Origin of the sequence: Nocardia sp. NPDC050408, from assembly GCF_044458905.1 — a bacterium.
Lineage (GTDB): Bacteria > Actinomycetota > Actinomycetes > Mycobacteriales > Mycobacteriaceae > Nocardia.
On record NZ_JBITIL010000008.1, the window covers coordinates 27,609 to 50,216 of the forward strand.

General features: G+C 63.9%; 13 protein-coding genes. 7 read left to right on the plus strand and 6 right to left on the minus strand.

Features of this window, described 5'->3' with window-relative positions; all coding sequences use genetic code 11:
• Positions 1-20 precede the first annotated feature (20 nt).
• Entirely contained in the window at positions 21-6,041 is a 6,021-nt protein-coding gene (gene mobF / locus ACIBJI_RS23645; RefSeq protein WP_397085736.1) for a MobF family relaxase, read from the plus strand.
• Between the two features lie 430 nt (positions 6,042-6,471).
• Here mobF and ACIBJI_RS23650 read toward each other — a convergent pair whose 3' ends face one another.
• The 3 genes from ACIBJI_RS23650 to ACIBJI_RS23660 all read right to left on the minus strand — a co-directional run bounded on the left by ACIBJI_RS23650 (position 6,472) and on the right by ACIBJI_RS23660 (position 9,483).
• Positions 6,472-6,687 (minus strand): hypothetical protein, encoded by a 216-nt coding sequence (locus ACIBJI_RS23650; RefSeq protein ID WP_397085738.1) that lies wholly within the window; start codon positions 6,685-6,687, stop codon positions 6,472-6,474.
• 336 nt (positions 6,688-7,023) lie between these two features.
• Positions 7,024-9,216, minus strand: coding sequence for a protein kinase (locus tag ACIBJI_RS23655; protein WP_397085740.1), 2,193 nt, complete (start codon positions 9,214-9,216; stop codon positions 7,024-7,026).
• Positions 9,217-9,351: 135 nt separating this feature from the next.
• On the minus strand, positions 9,352-9,483 hold the full coding sequence (locus ACIBJI_RS23660) for a hypothetical protein (protein WP_397085742.1): 132 nt from the start codon (positions 9,481-9,483) through the stop codon (positions 9,352-9,354).
• Between the two features lie 362 nt (positions 9,484-9,845).
• On the opposite strand from ACIBJI_RS23660, the gene ACIBJI_RS23665 reads away from it, so the two are divergent.
• Complete coding sequence (locus ACIBJI_RS23665; protein ID WP_397085744.1) at positions 9,846-12,572, plus strand: tetratricopeptide repeat protein; 2,727 nt, start codon at positions 9,846-9,848, stop codon at positions 12,570-12,572.
• A gap of 290 nt (positions 12,573-12,862) precedes the next feature.
• Here ACIBJI_RS23665 and ACIBJI_RS23670 read toward each other — a convergent pair whose 3' ends face one another.
• The gene (locus ACIBJI_RS23670; protein WP_397085746.1) at positions 12,863-13,294 is read right to left on the minus strand and encodes a GNAT family N-acetyltransferase; all 432 of its coding nucleotides are present in this window, start codon (positions 13,292-13,294) and stop codon (positions 12,863-12,865) included.
• A gap of 85 nt (positions 13,295-13,379) precedes the next feature.
• Positions 13,380-14,768 carry a hypothetical protein gene (locus ACIBJI_RS23675; RefSeq protein WP_397085748.1) on the minus strand — a complete coding sequence of 463 codons (1,389 nt, stop codon included), beginning with the start codon at positions 14,766-14,768 and terminating at the stop codon, positions 13,380-13,382.
• Positions 14,769-15,460: 692 nt separating this feature from the next.
• Between ACIBJI_RS23675 and ACIBJI_RS23680 the strand changes: the two genes are divergently transcribed.
• From ACIBJI_RS23680 to ACIBJI_RS23700, 5 genes are all read left to right on the plus strand, one after another.
• Positions 15,461-16,027, plus strand: coding sequence for a hypothetical protein (locus tag ACIBJI_RS23680; RefSeq protein ID WP_397085750.1), 567 nt, complete (start codon positions 15,461-15,463; stop codon positions 16,025-16,027).
• 236 nt (positions 16,028-16,263) lie between these two features.
• Positions 16,264-16,551: a hypothetical protein gene (locus ACIBJI_RS23685; RefSeq protein ID WP_397085752.1), complete on the plus strand. Its 288-nt coding sequence runs from the start codon at positions 16,264-16,266 to the stop codon at positions 16,549-16,551.
• A gap of 272 nt (positions 16,552-16,823) precedes the next feature.
• Positions 16,824-17,420, plus strand: a complete 597-nt coding sequence (locus ACIBJI_RS23690) for a TetR/AcrR family transcriptional regulator (RefSeq protein WP_397085754.1) — start codon at positions 16,824-16,826, stop codon at positions 17,418-17,420.
• 650 nt (positions 17,421-18,070) lie between these two features.
• Positions 18,071-19,072 carry an alpha/beta hydrolase gene (locus ACIBJI_RS23695; RefSeq protein ID WP_397085756.1) on the plus strand — a complete coding sequence of 334 codons (1,002 nt, stop codon included), beginning with the start codon at positions 18,071-18,073 and terminating at the stop codon, positions 19,070-19,072.
• 622 nt (positions 19,073-19,694) lie between these two features.
• Complete coding sequence (locus tag ACIBJI_RS23700; protein WP_397085758.1) at positions 19,695-19,928, plus strand: cold-shock protein; 234 nt, start codon at positions 19,695-19,697, stop codon at positions 19,926-19,928.
• A gap of 1,851 nt (positions 19,929-21,779) precedes the next feature.
• On the opposite strand, the gene ACIBJI_RS23705 is transcribed toward ACIBJI_RS23700, so the two are convergent.
• Positions 21,780-22,577 (minus strand): aldo/keto reductase, encoded by a 798-nt coding sequence (locus ACIBJI_RS23705; protein WP_397085760.1) that lies wholly within the window; start codon positions 22,575-22,577, stop codon positions 21,780-21,782.
• Positions 22,578-22,608 lie beyond the last annotated feature (31 nt).

Sequence of the window (22,608 nt, forward strand, 5' to 3'; positions counted from 1 at the left end):
GATGCGTGCCTGATGGATATATGACCGCGACAATTCATAAAGTCGTGGCAGGCAATGGCTATCAGTATTACCTGCGTAATGTCGCCGCGAACGATAATCCCGCTCGCGGCCGCTCCAGCCTGGCCGACTACTATTCCGCCCACGGCGAGGCACCAGGGCGCTGGCACGGCACCGGCCTGGGGCCTCTGGGCATCACCACAGGTGATGAAGTAACCGAAGAGCAGATGAAATCGCTGTTTGGTTTGGGGCGTCATCCCAACGCCGATGTGATCGAAACCGCGGTCTATGACGAGCAGATCCGCCTCGGCGCGAAGCATAAGGACGCCGCACGCGCAGCCGATAAATCCTCTCGTCTGGGTAACCCATTTCGTGTTTATGCCGAGGTTTCCGAGTTCAGGAAACGGTGCGCGCAGGCATTCGAGCAACACAATATCGTGCACGGGTCAGACCCGCACGACGCCATTCCCGACACTGAACGGGCGCGGATTCGCACCACTGTCGCGACACAAATGTTCACCGAAACCTACGATCGCGCGCCATTGAATGAGCGTGAATTGTCGGGGTGGGTGGCCCAGAACTCTCGCCCGAACACGACCGCGGTCGCCGGTTTCGACATCACGTTCTCGCCGGTGAAGTCGGTGTCGGTGCTGTGGGCTCTGGCGCCGCGCGCGGTCGCGGAGAAGATCGAGGCCGCACACCAGGCCGCGATCGGTGACGCACTCACCTGGCTCGAGCAGCATGCGGTGTTCACCCGGTTGGGGCGCAACGGGATCCGGCAGGTCGATGTCGAGGGCATCGTCGCGGCTGCATTCACCCACCGCGACAGCCGCGCCGGAGACCCGGACCTGCACACCCACGTCCTGATCGCCAACCGGGTTCGCGCCCTGGACGGGCGCTGGCGCACCCTCTACGGTGGCGCGATCTACCAGGCGGTGGTCACCGTGTCCGAGATCTACAACACCCGTTTGGAGCATCATCTCGAAGATCTCGTCGGTGTGGAGTTCACCGAACGCGCGGGAACCGATCCCACCAAACGGCCGATCCGCGAAATCGTCGGCATCCCGTCCCGGTTGATCGAGGCGTGGTCACGGCGCGAAGCCGCGATCAAAGTGCGGTTGGGCGAACTCACCGCCGACTTCCAACAACAGTTCGGCCGCGAACCCGTCCCCGGCGAAATCTATGACCTCGCCCAGCGCGCCACCCTGGAAACCCGCCCCACCAAACACCAACAGCGGTCACTGGCCGAACAACGCACCAGCTGGCGGACCGAAGCCGTCGCGCTGCTCGGCAGCCGGGAAACGCTGTCGCGGATGGTCGCGGCGGCGTTGAATCCGATTCGTGTACCGCGTGTTTCGGTGTCAGCGCAGTGGATCGCACACACCGCCGAGCATGTGCTAGAGGTCGTGGCAGAGCATCGAGCGACCTGGCGGCCCAACAATGTGCGCGCCGAAGTCGAGCGGCAGATCCGCGGCCGCATCCGAAGCCAGGATTGGGAACAGGCCGCCGAAGCGGTACTGACCCAAGCACTCTCACCGACCCAGTCGATCGAACGCGGCGACCCAGATATCGCGGACGCACCCGAATTGCGTACGGTGCCCACGCTGTTGCGTCGCCGCGACGGATCCAGCGTCTACACCACCGCAAGCTCGCAGCTGTATACCTCGGCGCACACATTGTCGGTGGAAATGCAGCTGATCGAGCTGTCGGTGCAGTCCGGCGCCCGCCAACTCACCCCCGACACCGTGGCTGCGGCAGTGCGCAACCACAACACGTTGCACCCGGACAGACCGTTGAATGCCGGACAGGTGGGTGTCGTCGAAGGATTCGCGACCTCGGGGTTACGGGTGCATACCGCCAACGCCCCCGCCGGATCTGGTAAGACCACCGCGATGGCCGTGCTCACCGACGCCTGGCACACCAGCGGCGGGCAAGTTCTCGGCCTGGCACCCACCGCGTCCTCTGCCGCGGTGCTCGGGGAATCGATCGGCGCCCGGGTCGAGACCGTCGACAAGGTCCTCGACGTGTTGTCGCGTCACACCCCGCGCCCGGACAACCCGGCTTTGGACCGTGATGTCCCGCCGCCGCTGCCGCAATGGGTGCTGCAAATCGACTCCGGCACGTTGGTGATCGTCGACGAGCACGTCAAGCTCGGCAACCTCAAACGGCTTCGGCTGCTGCGGTTTCTGGCGTCTCGCGGGGCGACGGTCCGCTGTATCGGTGACGATCAGCAGCTGCCCGCGATCGAAGCCGGCGGCGCGGACGCGGACATGAACGCCGCCGCTCCCGAGCACACCCTTACCCTGACCCATGTCGTGCGCTTCGCCTCAACGGCCGAAGCGACAGCGAGTTTGCAGTTGCGCGAAGGCGATCCGGCCGCGCTGGGCTGGTATCTCGACAATGCTCGCGTGCACGCGGGCCACCTGGGCGCGACACACGATGACACCTACACCGCCTGGGCTGCTGACCATCTCGCGGGCCGCGACGCGATCATGCTGGCCGCAAACCACGACGTGGTCAAAGCGCTCAACGCGCGCGCCCGCACCGATCGCATCACCCGCAGCGGTGGCACCGTAGGCGCGGAATGTGTGCTCGCCGACGGTCTGGCGGCCTCGGTCGGTGACACGATCCGCAGCCGCCGCAACAACCGGCGCCTGCGTCTGAGCGCACACGATTGGGTGCGCAACGGTTACGCCTGGACCGTCACCGCCGTCCACGACAACGGCAGTCTCACCGCCACGCACCTGCGTTCCGGCGGAAAACACGGCGCGGCCGTGCATCTTCCCGCCGACTATGTCGCTCAACATGTGCGCCTGGGGTACGCGGCGACGATCGATTCCGCGCAGGGAATCACCGCCGATACCTGTCATATCGCCCTCACCGGAGGCGAGTCGCGCCAACAACTGTATGTCGCGATGACCCGCGGTGTGTACGCCAACCACGCCTACATCCCGACCGCGTTGGACGGCAGTGAAGGCTCGTTCTGGAGTGAACCAGCGGTGTTTCCGCACACCGCCGTCGAAGTTTTGCTCCGCATCCTGGGCCGCGACGGCGCACAAAAATCGGCACACACACAACTACGCGACGCACTCGACCCGCGCACGCGGATCGGTCGGGCACTCGATATCTACCTCGACGCCCTCGGTGTCGCCGCCGAACACGCGCTCGGCGCTGATGGTCTGGAGCGTCTGGACGCCGCCGCGGAAGCATTGCGTCCCAACCTCACCGACAGCCCCGCCTACCCCGTGTTGCGTCAGCACCTGGCGATGATCGCGCTGTCCGGGCACGACCCCATCGCTGCCCTGCTAGCCGCAGCCGGGGCGCGGGAACTCGACACCGCCGACGATGTTGCCGCGGTATTGGACTGGCGTCTGGACCCCACCGGCGCGCACTCCACCGGCAGCGGACCGCTGCCGTGGGCACAAGCAATCCCGCGCGGTCTGCGCGAAGACCTCGACTCCACACAAGTCACTGCGCGGGCCCGTATCGTCGGCGACCTCGCGGCCCAGATCCGCCGCGACAGCCACACCTGGACTCCGGTCACAGCGCCGCACTGGGCGCGACCGCTTGTCGGCACCGATGCGGGGCTGCTCGGCGAGCTCGCGGTCTGGCGCGCCAGTCTGCATGTCGACGACCGCGACATGCGCCCCACCGGACCAGCCCGCTACGGCGCGCTCGAACGTGAGCACCAACAGCTTCTCGACGAGCGAGTCAATGATGCGCTCGGTGACATCGGTCTGCCGGTGAACAAGTGGGCCGCCACCGTGCAGCGGTTGGAGGCCCGCGTCGTGACAGACCCGTATTGGCCGGTCCTCGCCGACAAGATCGAGGTCGCCTCCCGCGCGGGAATCGACATCCAAACCCGGCTCACCGACGCCGCCGCTTCCCGGCCGCTTCCCGATCAGATGCCTGCCGCCGCGCTGTGGTCGCGCCTTGAGTTGGAACCCTCCGCGCTCGACACCGGTCTCGGCCAACCCAACCTGCGCCCGGACTGGATCACCGAGCTGCGCGCTGTTCTCGGTGACGAGGCCGCCGACCGCGTCGCCGCCGACCCGGCGTGGCCGCGTGTGGTCGCCGCGATCGACCGCGCGACCGCCACCACGTGGACACCCCAGCAACTACTCACCACCGCGCACGAACTGCTCCTCGCCGCCCAACCCGACGACACCCGCGGCTTGCGCCCCGACCAACTCGCCAGCGCCTTGGCCTGGCGCATCGATGCACTCCTGCACCACACACCCACCCCACACACCAACACTCCCACCGCCGACGCGCCTCATCACGCGGATTCGCCCGAATCCACCACACCCTGGGCTGCACCACCGGAACCCGAATACAACCAGGAAGGGCGCCAAACAATGACTCCCGAACCTGCGCCATCACCGGCCTCCGAGGTACACGTCGGAACCGAACGCGTCGCCGCTGAATTCCCCGACCGTATTCGTGAGGTGGCCGAACTGTTCCGCACCGGCCAGATCGCCGCCGCCGTCGATGCGTTCGCCGAGCTCGCCGACGTCGTCACCGACGAACAACACACCGTCCTCGCCGACATCGCCGAAACCCTCTACGGCAATGCCTTTACCGTCGCCCGCGCACGCCTGCGGTGGGCTGCCGAGCGCCTCCCCCAGCATCGTGAACTCATCGAGGCATGCACACCGGACAGCGACCCGCGCGTCTACCAAACCCCCACAATTGCAACCGAATCCGGCTACCAGCGCGACCGACGCCGCGAAGTCGCCCGTGACCACCAAAACCGAATCGACCCCGATGCACCCCCCGAGCAACTCACCGACGCACAGATCGACGCCCGCCGAGCCGAGCAGGGTTACCACGACACCCGCGCCGACGTCGACGACCAGCCCTACGACAACGTGATTCCGGACGGGGTTCCGAATAACTACTACCGTCCAGTGTTGCCCGATGCGCGCCCGAAGTACCGCCCGCTCGACTACGACCGCGCCGCCCTGCCCGACACCCGCGGATTGGGCTGTGTCGCCTGTGGCCTGGAACGCACCCGCACCGACGCCTCCCCCATACCGACGCGCCGCGCCGACGACGGGCTATGTGGCGAATGCCGCGACAGCGGCCAGCACGCCATCCCCGACCACGATCCCGCCGACCACATCGCCGCACGCTGCACCCACATCACCGCCACCAAACCCCCCGCCGCCGCGCGCGCGATGCTGCGCCGCGACTGGCGCGCCACCCGCACCCCAGCTCAACGGGCCGCGATCGAAGCCTGGATCCGCGACCACCCGCTGCCCGATACCACACCTGAAACACCCACCGCGGCAACCGTCACCGCCCCAGCGATAGGCAATCCGCTCTTCGCTCTCACCGACACCCAACTCGACCACCACATCGACGAACTGCACCAAGCCCTCGCCCTCGCCGACACCGACACCGTCCTGTTCAACCCGCCCCAGCACACCCCAGATCATGAGTCAGACACCGAGGACCACATCCGCCGCCACACCGCAGCACAACAGGCGATCCGCGACGCCCGCACCGCCGACCACCAACTCCACACCGCCGCAAAAGCCTTCCACGCCACCGCCACCGAACTCGCCGATGCCCGCGCCGCACTCGACACCACACCCGGTTATCGCCGCAGCCAACGCCGCGCCCTCCAGGCCCGCATCGACACCCTCATCACCGAACAAGCCACCTGCAGCCGAAGCCACAGCACCGCACGCGCCACCGCCCGCCAAGCCAACCGCGACGCCATCCTCCTCGCCGGCACCCCCGACGGCTGGGACCACCTGCTAGACACCGACGCCGCGACCATCCCCGACCACCAGCACGCCAGCACCGACGTACAGGCAAACACCGACAACGAGGTCCGTACACGCATCGCCGACATCCACCAGCAGCTCGACCAATACCGCGCCGAACAACAGCGACGCCGCACCCTCAGCCCAACTCAACTCGCGCACGAACAACAACTCCGCCACACCGAAATGGCCGACGATATCGCCCAAGAGATCATCGACTACCGCGCCGAGCCATCTGATCGGCAGCCAGAGGATGATCTCGGACTGTAAGGCGCCGCAACCCACTAACTTTGCGGCGACCAACGCGGGCAGCGAGGGTATGACCGCGCACACCATTCAGATCTCCTGGATTGTCCGGGTCGACGGGATGGCGCATAGTCGGAATGGCGACTCCCAGAGCGGATTCCACTTGGTACGTCTCGGAGGACACCCGCTGGTTCTGGGTCGACAGGATGATCGAACTCCCCGCCAAGCTCGGCCTCGTCGTGGAACTGACAGTGCACCCGGCCTGTGCGCGTTGCGGTCGGCGGCAGCGTCGGCCCGGTCTGCGAATCCCGACGTTCCCGAGCCCACCCCGATCCAGATCAACGTGACGAAGAAGGCTGCTCGGAACCACAGAATCTGTCGAAATTCTCCTCTGACCCGATCACGCAGGCATGACTGCCGAGTGGGCCCGTACCCCAGAGTCTCCCGCACCCCATCAGTCGTTGTGCTTCTCCATCTGCACCTCGCGGTCGCCGTCAGCAGGGCGGATACGTACGCGATCACCGATGAGGTTCCAGTCGATCGTCTGGACACAGATGGCTGCGGCACCGGCCGATACCCGCTTCCGATACGCCAGCTGGCGGCAAGTGTCGTTGCAGTGTCGCCGCGGCCCGGCTTGACCGTGGCCAGGGCGCTCAAAGCTGCTGGTCACCGCAGGTTCCCTGCTGGTTCGCAGCCTTGCCCACGTCGTCGATCGTGCAGATCCGCTCGATGACCAACTCGTGGTCGGGGTCGGGGTACCTCCTCCCGCTTCAATTCGCTTGCCCTCCACCGTATCCGCTCCAATGAGGCGGGTTTGCCGGGGGGATATCGGTCAAGGGAACCGCAAATCTGGCCGGAGAGCTGACAGACATGCTCCTTCCGCCACGAGATCCCGCCGATGTAGAGGCTGATGGGCAAGCCCAGAGAGCTACCGAGCTGCGCCACCCGCGTCGATGTTCGCCACCTTCCATACGTACCGGCTGGGTGGGACACTGCTCGGCGGCTACTACAGGTGCAGGATGGTGACGGTTTTCGCGGCGGCGCTGATCACGTACAGGGTGCGGGTCGACGGGTCCAAGGCGATCGAGTCTGGGTTGTCGGCGACCGCGAGGGTGGCGGTCACGGTATTCCGGGTGAGGTCGATGACCGAGATCGAGCGGTCATTGCCGTTCGCGGCGTACAGGGTCCGAGCGGTGACATCGAGGGCGATGCCTTCCGGATCCGAGGTTTGCGCGCTGGCGGAGATTGTGGCGGCGACCTGGTGCTTCGTCAGGTCGATGGCAACGATCCGTTGGTCGGAGTAGTCATTGGCGTAGAGGGTCCTGGTCGAGGGGTCGAACACGACGGGGCCGGTGCAGCAATCCTTGACGTCGGTTTGGTCGGTGGCCGCGCCGGTGGCGGGGTCGATCGTGAACGCGGTATTACTGGCGATATTGATTCCCACCAGTTTGTGCGCGACCGGGTCGACAGCGTATGTGAACGAACCGCCACGGGTGGTGGTCACCGTGCGCGTTGCGGGGTCGATCACGGACAGCCAGCCGTCGACGGTGTTGAACGCATACACCAGATGGGTTCCGGGGTCGACCAGCAGACCGTTGGCAAAGTCGAAGACGCGATCCGATTTGGGTGGACCGGTTTTGAGCGTCGCGGTGACTTTCGAGGTGACCGGGTCGATGAGGTCGACATACGGGTCCGTGCCGTCGGATCCGGAGGCATAGACCGCGTGCGACTCCGAGTCGACCGCGACCTTGTGCGGATCCCCCGACAGCGGAATGACGGCGGTTGTCCGTCCCGTCGTCGGATCGAGCACGGACACTCGATTGCTGGTGTCGGAACTCGCCACATAGACCGCGTGTGTGCTGGGATCGACCGCGATCGCATCGGGCCGCACCTCCAGAGGAATCGTCGGAGGCGTGGGGCGCGCCGTGGTGGTGATCGTGGACGTACCGGTGCTGTGAGATCGGATCACCTGATACCCGATGAAGGTCGACACGGCGACCACCACCGGAACCATGATCAACGCCACGCGCCCGCGGTATCCCCGACGAGGCGGCGTCGGGCTCGACGCGGCAGGCCGCAGCGGCAGCGGATTCGCCGCCTCGCCCGCGCGTGGTGATGGCCCCGTCGGCGGAGGCTGTTGCGCGGCAGGCCGAGTGAGCGCAGCGGGAACCGTCGGTACTGCTGTGGTGTCGGCGGACGGCGTCGGAGCCGAGTCGATAATGGTCGCCGCTGCGGTGAAAGCCGATCCAGCGGCGCGGTCGGCTTCTCGCGGATGCTCCGGGGCGTCGGGAGACGGAAAACCGTGTGCGCGTTGGGTGTCGGCCAGTCGGCGTGCCTGTTCTCCGACGGCTGCCTGCGCGTCGCGGGCCAGCTCGCCGCAGCTGCGATAACGCTGGGCACGGTCCTTGGCGAGCGCATGTGCGATCACGTCGTCGAGCCCCGACGGAAGCTGTTGTCCATTCTGCTGTTTCAGCGTCACCGTCGGTTTCGGGATAGGCGCATTCAGATGCCCGTGCAGCAGCTGCATCGGCGTGGTCCCGGGATACGGCAGCTCCCCGGTCACCAACTGGTAGAGGGTGCAGCCGAGCGCGTACACGTCGGTGCGTTCATCCGATTCGGCTGCGGGATAGAACTGTTCGGGCGCGGCGTAGGGCAGGCTCGCGAGCAAGGAGCCGGTGGTGGTGAGGCTGTGGGTGTCCTCGAGCGACTTGGCGATTCCGAAGTCAGCCAGCAACACCCGCTCGTCGGCGCCGTGCATCGCCTTGGCGAGCAGGATATTGGCGGGCTTGACGTCGCGGTGCAGGATGCCCTCGGCATGCGCGTGGTCCAGCGCCTTGGCGACCTCGGCGACGACCCGGACGGCACGCTCGACCGCCAGCCGCCCCTGCCTCTGGACCGCGTTGGCGGCGTCGCTGCCGTCGACGTACTGCATTGAGATCCACAGCTGGTCCTGCTCGCGACCGCGGTCGTAGACGTGGACGATATTGGGATGTTCGAGCCGCGACACATTGTCGGCCTCGCGCAGGAAGCGGGCACGGATCGCGTCATCACGGGTCAGGTCGCGGTTGAGCAGTTTCAGCGCGACCAGCCGCGGCAGCCGTGGATGCCGCGCCAGATACACGCTGCCCATGCCGCCCTGCCCGAGGACACGTTGAATTACGTACCCGGCGAACACATCTCCCGGCGACAGATCCCGCACGCACAGATTCTCTCCCGACGATCGCCGGACCGCAGCGTTCTCTCTTATGCCGCCGCCCAACCAGTTTCACAACGGGCGCTTCCAGCGACGATCGTGACGCTTGTTGCGCTGCGACGCCGGCGCCGATCAAAGTCATCAATGCAGCGTGCTCGTCCCGATGATGGCCACAGCGGCCACCGTAATGACGGTGACACACACCGCCAGCCGGGCGGTCGTGCCCCAATCAGAGATTGCCTGGCGGATGGTTTTGCCGATCTCGACCCACATCTTCGTCTCCTTCCCCGAGTGCGATGCACTGTGCATCGCCTGGATCGAGCAGAGCAGCGATACAAGGTTGTCCAAAAGGGTCTACGGACGATCCGGTGCGTCCTTGCTGGTGAAAAGCGGTTATTATCAATGTCTTTCGGATGTCCGGGACACGCCTCGGACAGCAGCGGACACTTGGTGGAGGGCAACCGATGGGGGTACCGCGCCCGAGCCCGGTTGGCGATGTCGACCTGGATCGTGCGCAGAACCTTCAGCAACTCGGTGTCCTTCTACGCCAGGCGATGGACCACGCGGGGCTGTCTATCCGCGCCTTGGAGCGGGCAACAGCGGGCCCAGGACAAGGCGAGCGACCACGAGTTAAATTGACGCGCACCGTTATCGGCGACATGGTCAAAGGCCGCTATATCACCGCAGAGCGCCTACGCCTGGCCGTGCAGGTATGTGGGGTACCCGACGTCCAGATCGGCAGATGGCTCAACGCGTTGACCCGGCTTAACAGCATTCCCACGACCGGTCCACGCAGCTTCGCGATTGCAGATCCATCAGCAGCCATAAAAGGTCAGGGGCTGCGGCTTCCATCGCTTGTTCCGGTGGTGGCCGGTCTGCCTCGGGATGTTCCTGATCTGGTCGGCCGCGGTGACGAACTAAGTACCTTGCTTGAACAGACCGGTGCGGGGCAAGTCATGTCGATCTACACGGTCGACGGGATGGCAGGGGTGGGTAAGACCGCGCTGGTCATCCATGCGGCCTATCGTTTGACCGAACGGTTTCCCGATGGTCAGTTCTTCGTTGATCTCCATGCTCATACTCCGGGGAAGTCTGTTGCTGATCCCGCCGATGTTCTCGCCGACTTGCTGACCGATGTCGGGGTCGATCCTCAGCAGCTTCCCGACACCCTCTCCAGTCGCCGTGCGTTATGGCGGGACCACACGGCGACGCGCCGAATTCTGCTGGTGCTCGATGATGCGTTCGATCACACGCAGGTGGAGCCACTACTCCCCTCTGGGTGGGGTTGTCTGACTCTGATCACCAGTCGCACTCGGTTGATCGCACTCGATGCTGCCGTGCCTCTCGCGGTCGACACTCTCGATCCCGCGGGAGCTGCCGAGTTGTTCTGGATGTTGTCGCGGCGCGAACCCGGGGCGGGTGAGGATGCCGCGGTCGAGCAGATTGTGCGCCTGTGCGGGTATCTCCCACTGGCGATCGTGCTGCTGGCTGGTCGACTCGCACATCATCCCCGTTGGTCGATCAGCAGCTTGGCGACCGAGTTTGCCGCAACCCAGAACCGCCTCAGCGAACTCACGGCCGGGCCACGAGCAGTACGAGCCGCGTTCGACATGTCCTACCGCAACCTGCCAGTCGACCGGCAACGGCTATTTCGCCGTCTGGGTCTACACCCTGGCCACGATATCGACGCATACGCCGTCAGCGCGCTCGACAACACCACGCTCGACAGTGCCCGACGAGAACTCGACTCGCTTTACACCGACAACCTGATCGAGGAAACGTCCCTCGGCCGATATCGCATGCACGACCTGCTTCGGGAATACGCCCGTACACTCGCTCGAGTAGACGCGGCAGACCACAGCTCTCGAGCGATCGACCGACTACTCGCCTACTTCCAGTTCACTGCCCATACCGCCGACCAACACTTGGCTCGGTCATCACATCGCCCACCGCTGAGCCTCAAAACCCCGCCAGCACAGGCACCCTCCTTTCCGGATTCGACAGCCGCACTCACGTGGTTGCAAAGCGAGCGACCCAACCTTCTCGCCTGCATCGACTTCGCCGCCACCACTGATCGACACACCCAAACGGTCGGCCTGACCTTTGCGATTTCCAGCTTTCTCCGCTCCCAGATGCCGCGACCATACGCTGTATCCCTACATCAGCAAGCAGCCAGCATTGCCCACCGGACGAGCGACCACATCGGCGAGGCCAGCTCACTACTCGCCCTGGCAGACCTACGCCAATTGCTCGGTGACTTCTCGTCCAATGCGGAGCTGTCCCAACGAGCACTGACAATATTTCGCGGGATCGGTCATCGCCTGGGCGAAGCCGATGCGCTCCGCAGTTTGGGCTGGGCCAAGTGGCGACTCGGTGACCTGTCCGGCGCCGCCGATCTGCACCAGCAAGCCCTCGAGATCTTCCGGCAAATCGGCAACCGACTCGGCGAAGCTAACGCCCTCGACGACCTCGGTCGCGTTCAGGGACAAACCGGCAACTCTCGGATCGCCAACCAACTGCACACCCAAGCGCTGAAGATATACCGCGACCTCGGCAACCAGGTCGGCTATGCGGGCGCGCTCCATGGATTGGGCCGAACCAGCCACCGACTCGGTGAATACCCCACCGCCATTGAACTGCACACCCAGGCCCTGCAAATGTATCGCGCACTGCGCGAACGGCTCGGCGAAGCAAGCGCGCTCCACGATCTCGCCCGCACACACCACCAGATCGGTGACTACGCCACCGCTGCCGAGCTCCACACCCAAGCACTCAACATCGACCGCGACCTCGCCCATCACCACGGTGAAGCAAACGCACTCCACGGACTTGCTTGCACACACCACCAGATCGGCAACCACACCACCGCCACTGAACTCCACACCCAAGCACTCAACATCTACCGGCGAATCGGCAACCGCGCCGGGGAAGCTCAAGCATTGACCGGCATTGCCCGCGCGCGAGGCAGCGAGAATGACCGATCCGCCATCGAGATGTTCGACCAGGCACTGACCATCTACCGCCAGATCGGCAGCCGCGAAGGGGAAACAGAAACCCTCAACGATCTGGGAAAGCTCATGACCCAGCTGCAAGAACCACAGAAGGGACAACACTTTCACGAACAGGGGCTTCGCCTAGCACACGAGACCCAAAACCCACTCGAGGAAGCTCGCGCCCACGAAGGAATAGCGCGAGCCTTGGCGCTTCTCGGCGAAACCACACACGCCACCACAGAAATGCAGGCCGCGGTCTCGGTGTACGTCCGGATCGGCGCAGCCGAAACCCACCAAGCCACAACCTATCTAGCCCTGCTGCACACCAATCCACACGAGGGCACGGTCGAAACATCCACGGGGACATGACCGTTGTCGCGGCGAGCTTGTTCGGCAGCCAACATGCCGACCCGAGCTGTCCAGCAAACAGCTCCCGGCGCACCACCAGTACCTCACCCGCACCCCCGCGCAACCCGGGTCGGGTCTGCGCGTATGACTGCTGCGTCGATATTCGCACCGATTGATCTTCTCGACCAGTCCACCTTGCGGCGGGCGATCGGTCCTGCTTGTCGGTGGTGGACCAGGAGATACCATGGTCACTGGCCGAGCGCAGGTGCGAATTGGCGTGCTGTTGACAGTGCCGCGCCCTAGGAATCTCATCATTTCAACGTGCTAAGAACCTTCAGGTATGCGCGATTGCCTGGTTTGTCTTTGTAGATGGAAAAGCTCGCCGTCCGTGTGTAGCCGCAGCTTTCGTAGAGGGCATGCGAAGCGGCTTGCTTGCTTCCGCTATCAAGGATCGCGGCACTGTAGCCCGCCGCGCGTGCGTCGATCTCGAGCTGACCGAGAACTCGACGTGCGATGCCCAGTCGTCGCACGTTGGGCTCGACGTACATCCGTTTGATCTCGACGGTGGAGCCGGTCTCGTCCTCGAGATGTCTGCGATATCCTCCACAACCCACGGGTATTCCTTCCACGTAGGCCACGAGAAATTCCCCGCCTGACTGTGGCTCGAACTCGGCTGGCGAGACGGGGGTTTGGTCAGGATGTCCATACAGTTCGGTGTTGTAGTCGTTCGCCTTTGCGATCATCGCGGCAGCGTCCGGGGAGTCGTAGCTCGCTCTGCGCAACTCCACTGCGTGCGGTGGAGCGGATGAGTACTGCATACCAACCGGTTTAGCAGATCGGCACGGCTATCGACGTCTCGAAGCGGCCGAGGAACTCCCGGACAGTCGATGTTGACCGGTGTGGACGGAGTTCGGATCGGATCATCTCGATGAGATTTCGGCAGCGCGCTGACCCAACCTGCGGCAACATCGGCAGGACCTGGTCGGCCTCGTAGCACGCCAGCTCGAGATCTTGTCGACCTCCGGTTCCACGAGCATGAGCCAACGACAGAGACAGCCCGTAGAGGACTCGGTCCCGGGAGGGCGTGTCGCCGAGTTTCGCCAAGCCCTTGGTGAGTTCGGTTTCAGCTCGCCCGGAGTCGCCGAGATGTAGATAGCAGCGGCCTGCCTCGCTCGTCAGTACCGTCGAGTCCATCCAGTAAGTCCACGCCGGATCGTTGTCATGCGGACCGCGATCGAGCGCCTGATAAGCACGATCCAACGCGGCGGACGTTTCGGCTGCCATTCCCGTCGTGGCGAAAGCTCGCGCCTCCCGCATCGCGATCAACGCCGCGACCCGCGGAGTTGCCGCACCACGCGCTCTCTGTGCCACCGTATTCATAATGGTGACGGCATCGTGCGGACGGTTCCGCCAAGTCTGCTGGAACGCGACGCAGCTGAGAATGAGGGCACCGAGTTGCCGGTCGCCCGATGCTGTGGCAGCTCGCAATCCGAGCAGATACATACGCTGCGCTAATCCGTGCTGCCCGAGATCGAATCCGAGCCATCCGGCCAGCTGCGCCATCTGTCCGATAATGGACAGCAATCGTTGACCGACCGCTGCGGTGTATCTGGAGTCGGCGAGGAGATCCATCGCCAATGCCAACCGGTGAGTGACTGTCCTGAGCACGAGTTCCCCACCGTGCCCGTCGTCCAACCGTCGCAGTTGCACAAGATCCTGCTCAAGGTAGGCGATCAAATCGGGGTTTACACCAACGGGATTCACGCCGATTGTCCGGTCAGAGATCATTCGATGACTCGTCTGTGCCCAGGTATCTGCCACGGAAGTCAGTGACTGGCCGGAGATCGCAAAGAACGTTCGCGCCTGCGCACCTGCGCGAACTTCGTTCAGAAGCGCGAGGGTGGTGTCCGGGTTCCAAGCGCTGTCCGAGATGCCCGATACTGCGGGCAGCCAGACCTCAATCTTGTGGGTCCGTCCTGGCCATAGTTGATCGACGGTGACGATTTCACCTCTGGCCTCGGTCAGGACTCCCGCCACGACCGCCGGAAGTGGATCGCGTGGCACCGTTCCGCGATCTCGCCATGCGAACGGCGTTTTGGCGTGCACGCGACGTTCCGGGGTGACTACTCGGTTTACCGCGCGCGCAAGTTCGTACGGCGACCACCCGATCTCGTTGAGCAGCCGACGCAATTCCTTATTGGAGCGATCTTCGCTCATTGCACGAATCGTAGTGGCGTACACCCACCCAAAGTGCTGAACATCCTTACTGCAAAGGATATTAGACAAAATACTCCACTCGACGCGCCCTTTTCGGCGATGTGCGACACCTACTCCGCTAGCAGCCGACGGTGGTATCGGCTGGGCTGGAATTGTCCGATCACGGTTCACGAATAACTCGCCTTCTGGCTCGCGACGGGGCCACCCGCCGCGCACCGAACCGTCGTCGGGCTAGCCAGACAATCCGTCCACCACTTGTCGCCGGACTCGGCGGCTTCGACGAGCGGACAAGGAGTGACACCCGTGTTCGAACCCTTCACAAGATTTTTCGCGCTCTCTCGAAGGTGTCCACACTCTGTGTATCCGGACACACCACCGCCCCAACAGGCGACACCAGAAATACGGCGCCCCAGCCCGGAGATCGCCGACATGCCGTTCAGATACACCGCGATTCAACGCACTGCGCAGATGAATTCCCCTCACAACGGCAGAGTGATCCGGCGAATGCATCGCTGTGGTGGTCTGCTGGTGGTGCACTTGGAAGAGGACCGCCGCCGTACCGAGCATCCCAATGGCAGGTTGAATGCGTTGTGTGCGCATGACGGTCGGTTCACCGACTGCGGCCATAAGCTCGTCCACTGCACGCTCGGACGCGACTACTCGACACCGTTCGACCGTGTCCAGGTCGAGTCGTGAGGGAAACTGTCGTCACCGCCTGCGGCCCATCCGACATAGCGGCCTCGCTGAAGTCCGAATACCCAGCCGGTGTCTCGACCTTGCCCTCACGCGATGAATTGCTCGCTGCGATCGCAGGTCACCTCACCGACACACCGGCAGTGACCGGGTGGGCACGCGAACTCGGGGATCTGCACGCATCACTCATCCCCGGGGCCGTGGATCCACAACGCCGCGCTGAGGGATTCGACGAGCACACTGTCCATACTGGTATCGCCGAAATCGTGGCCGAGATCAATTCGTGGGCGGTATTCCATTTGCCGCGAAATCCCGCTGCCCGCAAGCACACCCACTCGCTGGGCGAAGTGATCAGCCATGTGGCCAAGACCTACGCCGAGGCGTGGTGGACGGTCCTGCACACCGCCGCCCATGGCGGTGGCGAGGAACTGCGGCATGAGGCGTGGTTTCACCTCGGTGAGGTGTGGGAGGGATACGCCCAGCTGGTCGATGACATCAACGCCCGCCGCGTCCAGCTGCCGCTGGGGTGGCGCGGCGTCGCCCACGCTGCTCCATCGGCGTCATGACGAGCGGGCCCCCTGTGCAATGCCAGGCCGTGCCCCTGGCCGGATTGCCACATGCCGTGGATTGGGTCGACCAGTTCGCCGCGACGCGCCCGGTTATCGCGAGACCGGCCAGTCGGCGCGACCACGCGATAGCCCTAGCCCGCCGTCCGCTGAGGTGGCTGCGACGCCGCTCTCAGCGGTGTGAGGTTCATCCGGTTCGCGATAGTCCGGCCTGGTCCGGATTCGCGGCTGGATTGTTGGCTGCTCATCGTCGACGCGCCGGGCTCGACGGTTCCGCGCGCGATCACCTCGATTGTGAACTCACGCAACTGATCCGCGAGATAGATGACACCATCTCATCCATCCTCGATATCCCAGCACAGGATGCCGGAATCGGTGAGCGGCTCTCGCGGATGGCCGAACGCTGGGTGATCTACGCCGAGTCACCCGACACTGACACCAGCAAGCTCGGTCTCCTCAAAGCGCAATGCGAATACAACGCCCACATCGAGCAACTGCCGCTGCTGCGTGGCAGCACCCGATGAACCAGGCCGCGCGGTTCGGATCGATCGGGGATCTCACCTCGCCGATCAGAACAGCCAACTACGCACTGCCACAACGCTTGCGCAGTTGGCGAGGTGCTAGGTCACCGATGGCGCCGCTGTCCGCCCACCGAGTCCTGTCACCACATTCAGCTCAGCGAACGGCGCCTGACCCGAGATCGGCAGTCCAACAACATCATCCGGCCCATTCGACAGAAAGGGGCAGTTCATCTGCCATGCCCACCAACGGTCCAACGAACACACCCCAACGTGCCGTGCGTGAAGCACCAGCACCGGAAAAGTTGGCTCGGCTGCGAACCAGTGAGGAACTGGTGCGGCGACGACTCATTCAGGCGGCGACTCAACTGTTTCTGGCCGAGGGGTTCGCTGCGACATCGATCGAACAGATCACCGAACGCGCCGGATGCACTCGGGAGGTGTTTTTCTCCCACTTCAGCCGCAAAGCCGTCCTCGGGCACACCATCGCCGACACCTTGTACCGGCGAGCTCTTCAGCGCATCCATCACTTCCAGCCCACCAGCGTCGACCAGCTCATCACCACGCTCGCCGCGTGGACCTCGATTCTGGTGACACGACCGGGTTGGGCACAGCTTGAACGCAACCTCGCCGACCTCGACACCAACAGCCACGCCATCACCACTCGCCGGCTCACCCAGCTACGCGACGCTGTCACCGAATTACTCACCACCACAACAAGACCCGCCACTTCAGGCGCAGATGTCGAGACCACGGTGACATTCCTTGCGTCGGTCGTCATCGGGATAGCCACACAACATGCCCATGGGCTCACCATCCCTTCGGCGATACGACCGCACATCGAACTCGTCCTGCGCACTGCGGTGCACCCATGAATCCCACACCTCCCGGCGATGGTGACAGCGATTCGCTCCCTCCCACCGCGGCCGGCCCACCTCGAGCAGTCGCGATGCCGATCATCACCGACCCAGCGGTCCTCGAGAAATTCCTTGTCGCCCTGCAGCCCCGCGACACCCACCCCAATCCACACCGACCGCCGATACCGAACACCCCACCGAGGTAACCCATGCCCCCAACTAACCCGTCCCCAACAACCACGCCGAGGCGCACACCGCCCGACCGTCCACGGCACGGATCACCGCCCCACACAACCACTGTCGTTGTGTCGTCGAACGGATCCGAAACCCCTGTGCTACAGCCGAGACCAAGCACGCAAGCACCACAAACCCTCGCCTCGGCCCACCCCATGGGAGCAGAAACCACAGTCGCATACCAGCATCGATGGCAGCACGGGCCACACCACGTGACTCGGGCTCTTATAGATGCCGTCACCGCATCGCTGTCCATGGCTGCGGTAGCGGCCGCCGCATCTCGGCGGTCCGGACTTCGTCAGCGGTTGGTTCACCTCGTGAACACGAGAAGGACCTTTGGTCCGCTGACGGCAGCCATCCTCGCTGTAGCGACGTTGCTGCTGCCGACCTCGAGCGCAGCGGCCCAGCAGACTGGAACGGATCGCTGCGAAACCATGTCTGTGCCGGTACCGCTTGGCGCGTTGGGTGCCACGCTGTGCCCGCCCGTTCAGCCGACCGACACGATCGTCGTGCTGCTCTCCGGTGCCGCGACCAACGCTGGCTACTGGGAATTTCCCTACAAACCCGAGACCTACAGTTTCCGCCGCGCGATGAACGCCGCGGGCTACGCGACGCTGCTCCTGGATCGACTCGGATCCGGTACCAGCACCCACCCGCCCAGCATCGCAGTGACCTCGACCGCCCAGGCCCGCGACATCTACAAGATCGTTTCCCGATTGCGCAACGGGTCGCATGGCCACGGCCCGTTCGCCACCATTGTGCTGGGCGGGGTGTCGCTCGGCGCGGGTATCAGCGTTCTGGAAGCAACCACCTACCACGATGTGGACGCAGTATTGCTCACTGGCTTCTCCCACGCCGTGGACCCTGTCGGCACCCTCAAGGCTGCCGCAACCTTCGTACCGGCTGGATCTGATCCGCGCTTTGCTGGTCGTGGCCTGGAGCCGGGTTACCTCACCACCGCGCCCGGTTCTCGGGCCGCGAACTTCCTTGGACCCGACACCGACCCCGGCGTGGTCGCCGCTGATGAAGCGCACGTCGTCGATATGTTCACCCCGGCCGAGATGGATGCCATAGCCAGCACCATCGCGCCCATGACAACCCACATCGATGTACCGGTCCTGCTCGTCAACGGTGAACGCGACGCGCTGTGTTTGCGGTCGGTTTGTGCTTCCAGCACAAGCCTCTTCGATTCCGAGGCAGCGCATTTCAGCCCAGCAGCCCGACTGCAAACCTACGTGCTGCCCGACGCCAGACACGCGACCACGACCGCACCCAACACCACCACCGAGTTCCAGGCACACACCGTGGCCTGGATCAAAACACCATCCATCAGACGCCAGGCGGATGAATTGCGAGTTCCTATAGGCATGCGCCCCACCTCAGCGCGTGCTGTGTGGCGGCGACGCGACCAGCACACCAGGCCGGGGAGCCAATGATCGTCTTACTACTGATCAGCGCGTCCGTTGACATCGCGGTGTGTTTCTTTGGTGCGACGGAAATGCTGAAGCGTCGGCTCGATCGCGAACTGCCCGATCCGCCACGACCGGCATGCGACCAACAGCCTCGAACCGAGGCGGACTCTGGTGCAGCCACCATGCCGCTCCCGATCATCGGCTATCGCGATCATCAGGGCAGCATCCAGCTAGGTCAGCACAATCATCCCGCTCGAATTCGACCAAAACGTTGAAAGCGATGCCTGATATCTCGAAACCACAGCGGGACAGGATCACTGAAGCCGACGCGACAGACCACTGGTGCCTCAAAGGCCCTGAAAATAAGCATTGGCTACGAAAACGTTCCCCGGCGGACACGCCGTGATCCGAGTAATCAACGCAAACGGTCTCCTCCGGCTGGCATACGGCGACGACAACGGACAGCTAACCGCTGCCGGACCACCCGCCCAAGACCTTGATATGGCAGACGTCAAGGCGATCGCCGACATGTGGATCAACGACCGGCTACGCGAGGTCGCCGCAGCGCGACAATCCCAACGGGCGAGTGAACACCCACGTCAGTGTCATCGGCGATGAACAGCAGGAAAGGAATAGGAGCACAGGAATGGAAACCCAAGACCACGAGGGAACCGTGAAGTGGTTCAACGTCGAGAAAGGGTTCGGATTCATCGCCCGTGACGACGGAACCGATTTCTACGTTCACTACTCCGACATCCCGGCCAACCGAAAGAACAGGCACGGATTCCGGTATCTCCGCACCAACGAGCGAGTCCGATTCGACATTGCCGCATCCAACCTGGATCGCGTCAAAGCAGCCAATATCCGACTGATCGGCTGAGCGCAGGAGACGAACAACATGAGGCACCAGGTGCATGTGTGTCACTCCGGAAATTCTTCGCACTAACAAGTTGCAGCGATAACATATCTCGCAGGCGCCATTGGCGACTACACCCCGCGGCAGGTAGTGAAGGTCTTGGGTAACAGGTCATTTCGGCCCGACGCGCAAATTACTGATGCTGAAGGACATAGGACTGGCGCGTTGGTCTCCGACAACGCGGTGATGGTTCCGCGTCCGAATGGGTGTGTGGGGGACTCAGCAACGAAGACCAACGAGTGTGCCCAACTCGAACAGCCCTGCCGCTCACCGCGAGCGCGAGAACTCATCGTCTAGCTGAAGAATGCAACAATCCATAGTCTTCTGTATTAGGCACAGGAGACAATCGCTGCGCCCTTCCCGCCGGTTCTGCCGGTTGATCGGAACGACACCGAGTAGCCGACATGAGCACCAATGCGTGTTGTCGAAAACGCAGTGCCAGAACGTAATCCAGGTCGCGCATGGTTGCCGAGACTGGTCAGAGATCGACGACGACCCTTCCCTGCCAGAGATGGATCCGAGCCGAAGATGCAAAGCGTTGTCCCCGAACTGCTGTCCCGTCGCGAACGCGCGGACGGCTGTGCGCAGTGGAGGCCAAGGTACGACCGCAAATAGCAATACGGCGATGACAAACCCTGTCCCCCAACCCTTTCCACCCGCACAGTGGACGATTCATGAAATGGAGCACACCAACTCATGTGTTCGATGCCTCGCACCATCTTGACAGGCAACCGCCCGAACACCCCACGCTGGCCGTGGGCGTCCCGCCAGACGCGTGGTGATCACGGATACCGAGGCGGGATTCCTGGACTGAATGCTCGAAGAGGTCGGCCCATGAACTGGCTACACTGGCTACACCGACACCTTCGCCTTCCTCTACTCTCCACCCGGTCCCGTAGTCGGCCGATATCGCGTGGACACCACGAGATCGGTCGCCGGTTCGTCCGGCTGCACGCCGACTGCGGGCGCGCCAAATTCGATGACCAGGACCAGTTGATTGCCGTGGCGTGCCCCGCGATCTTCTGCGGGTCGGTCGAGGTGACCGACGGGTGTATCAGTGCACACGCGGCCTGGGACGACCACACCTGCCGGTGGAGCGGATGCCGCATCGTCGATGACAGCATCGAACCCGCACCTGCGACATCAAGAGCGATGTGAGACCAACAGAACCCTGGAGGCGAAACCGGGTGGCGGCTTGAGGACTCGGAGGATTGGAGTCTTCGTAGGCCCGCACGGCGATATCGACGTCACCCCAGGCCAACTGCACATTCAGCTGAGTGTCGACGCTGTAGTCGCACTCGGTCAGGACTCGTATTTGTCACTCCGATTGCTCTGGCAGACAAGATAATTCACTCCAAGCCTCGTCGATGGGTCTCGTCTTCATCTGCGCGCCGCCCGTCGTTGCCGTCCGGGTTCAGGAGGTCGCATGCGGCCAGCGGCGACGAGGGTGCTGATGGCGGACGCCTTTGCTCCGCAGTTTCCTTGGGTACAGCGAGCATGGCTCTGGGTGATCTTGTGTGCCTCTGGCACTGTGTAGGGGCGGAAAGGTGCGGCGTGCGGGTTGGGCAACGGCTTGGGGCTGTCGGGCTCGGTGCTCCAGGACTCAGTTTCGGCAGGGCTGGCGCGGTCGACGAGTTTGGGTATGACTCCGAAGAGCAGTCCCAGCGTCGCGGCGACCGCCGCGACAACGATTAGGACGGTATGGAACTCGCTGGGCATCTCCTTCACCTCTCACTGATGAGGACGGCGGGCGTGGTCATAGCACTCCTGGTCGATTTCGCCAATCCCCGCCTCTGTCATCGGGACCCAGCTGCCTTACTTGCTGGCTGCGGCGGCGTTCTGCGTCAGATGTGGGAGCGAGGCGGTGCCGGGGATCGGCAGTACGACAGGCGACTGGTCCAGCAGCCACTGGATCGAGTGGGTCGCGGCGTCTGGATCGCCCCGCCCGTTCACCAGAGCCCCGGCGGCGAGCGGTGCGTAGGCAACGAACGCAATCCGGTTTCGGGTGCAGTAGTCGAGCACCGCGTCGTCGCCGTCGTCGAGGAGGTTGAACCGGTTCTGCACAACGGCGATAGGGGTGATCTTCTGTGCTGCTTCGATCTGGGATACGGTGACCTTGGACAGGCCGAGATGGCGGACTTTGCCCTGGTTGCGCAGGTCGTCGAGGGCACCGATCTGGTCCTCGAACGGAACTCGGGGGTCGATGCGGTGCAGGTAGTAGAGGTCGATCCGGTCGAGTTGGAGCCGGCGCAGGCTCATTTCGACGCATTGGCGCAGGTATTCGGGCCGCCCGACCGGTGCCCATTGGTTGGGTCCTTGCCTGGTCATGCCACCTTTGGTGGCGATGACCAGCTCGTCTGGGTATGGGTGCAGAGCCTGGCGGATCAGGTGTTCGGCGGTGGTCGGGCCGTAGGCGTCGGCGGTGTCGATGTGGTTGCAGCCCAGGTCGATGGCGTGGCGCAGGAGTTGCCTGGCTTTGTTGGCGTCGGCGGGGCTGCCCCAGTGGCCGGCGCCGGTGAGTCGCATTGTGCCGTAGCCGATTCGGTTGACCGGCAAGTCGCCGCCGATCGAGAAGGTGCCGCTTGCTGCTGCAGGCAATGTGGTGATGGACATCGCTGGCCTTTTCGTTGCGATTGGGGATATC

Excerpts from the sequence above, each read along its gene's own strand:
- ACIBJI_RS23675 (WP_397085748.1), bottom strand. The coding sequence starts at position 14,768 with ATGAGCGAAGATCGCTCCAATAAGGAATTGCGTCGGCTGCTCAACGAG.
- ACIBJI_RS23670 (WP_397085746.1), bottom strand. The coding sequence starts at position 13,294 with ATGATCGCAAAGGCGAACGACTACAACACCGAACTGTATGGACATCCT.
- ACIBJI_RS23705 (WP_397085760.1), bottom strand. The coding sequence starts at position 22,577 with ATGTCCATCACCACATTGCCTGCAGCAGCAAGCGGCACCTTCTCGATC.
- ACIBJI_RS23695 (WP_397085756.1), top strand. The coding sequence starts at position 18,071 with ATGTCTGTGCCGGTACCGCTTGGCGCGTTGGGTGCCACGCTGTGCCCG.
- ACIBJI_RS23660 (WP_397085742.1), bottom strand. The coding sequence starts at position 9,483 with ATGTGGGTCGAGATCGGCAAAACCATCCGCCAGGCAATCTCTGATTGG.
- ACIBJI_RS23700 (WP_397085758.1), top strand. The coding sequence starts at position 19,695 with ATGGAAACCCAAGACCACGAGGGAACCGTGAAGTGGTTCAACGTCGAG.
- mobF (WP_397085736.1), top strand. The coding sequence starts at position 21 with ATGACCGCGACAATTCATAAAGTCGTGGCAGGCAATGGCTATCAGTAT.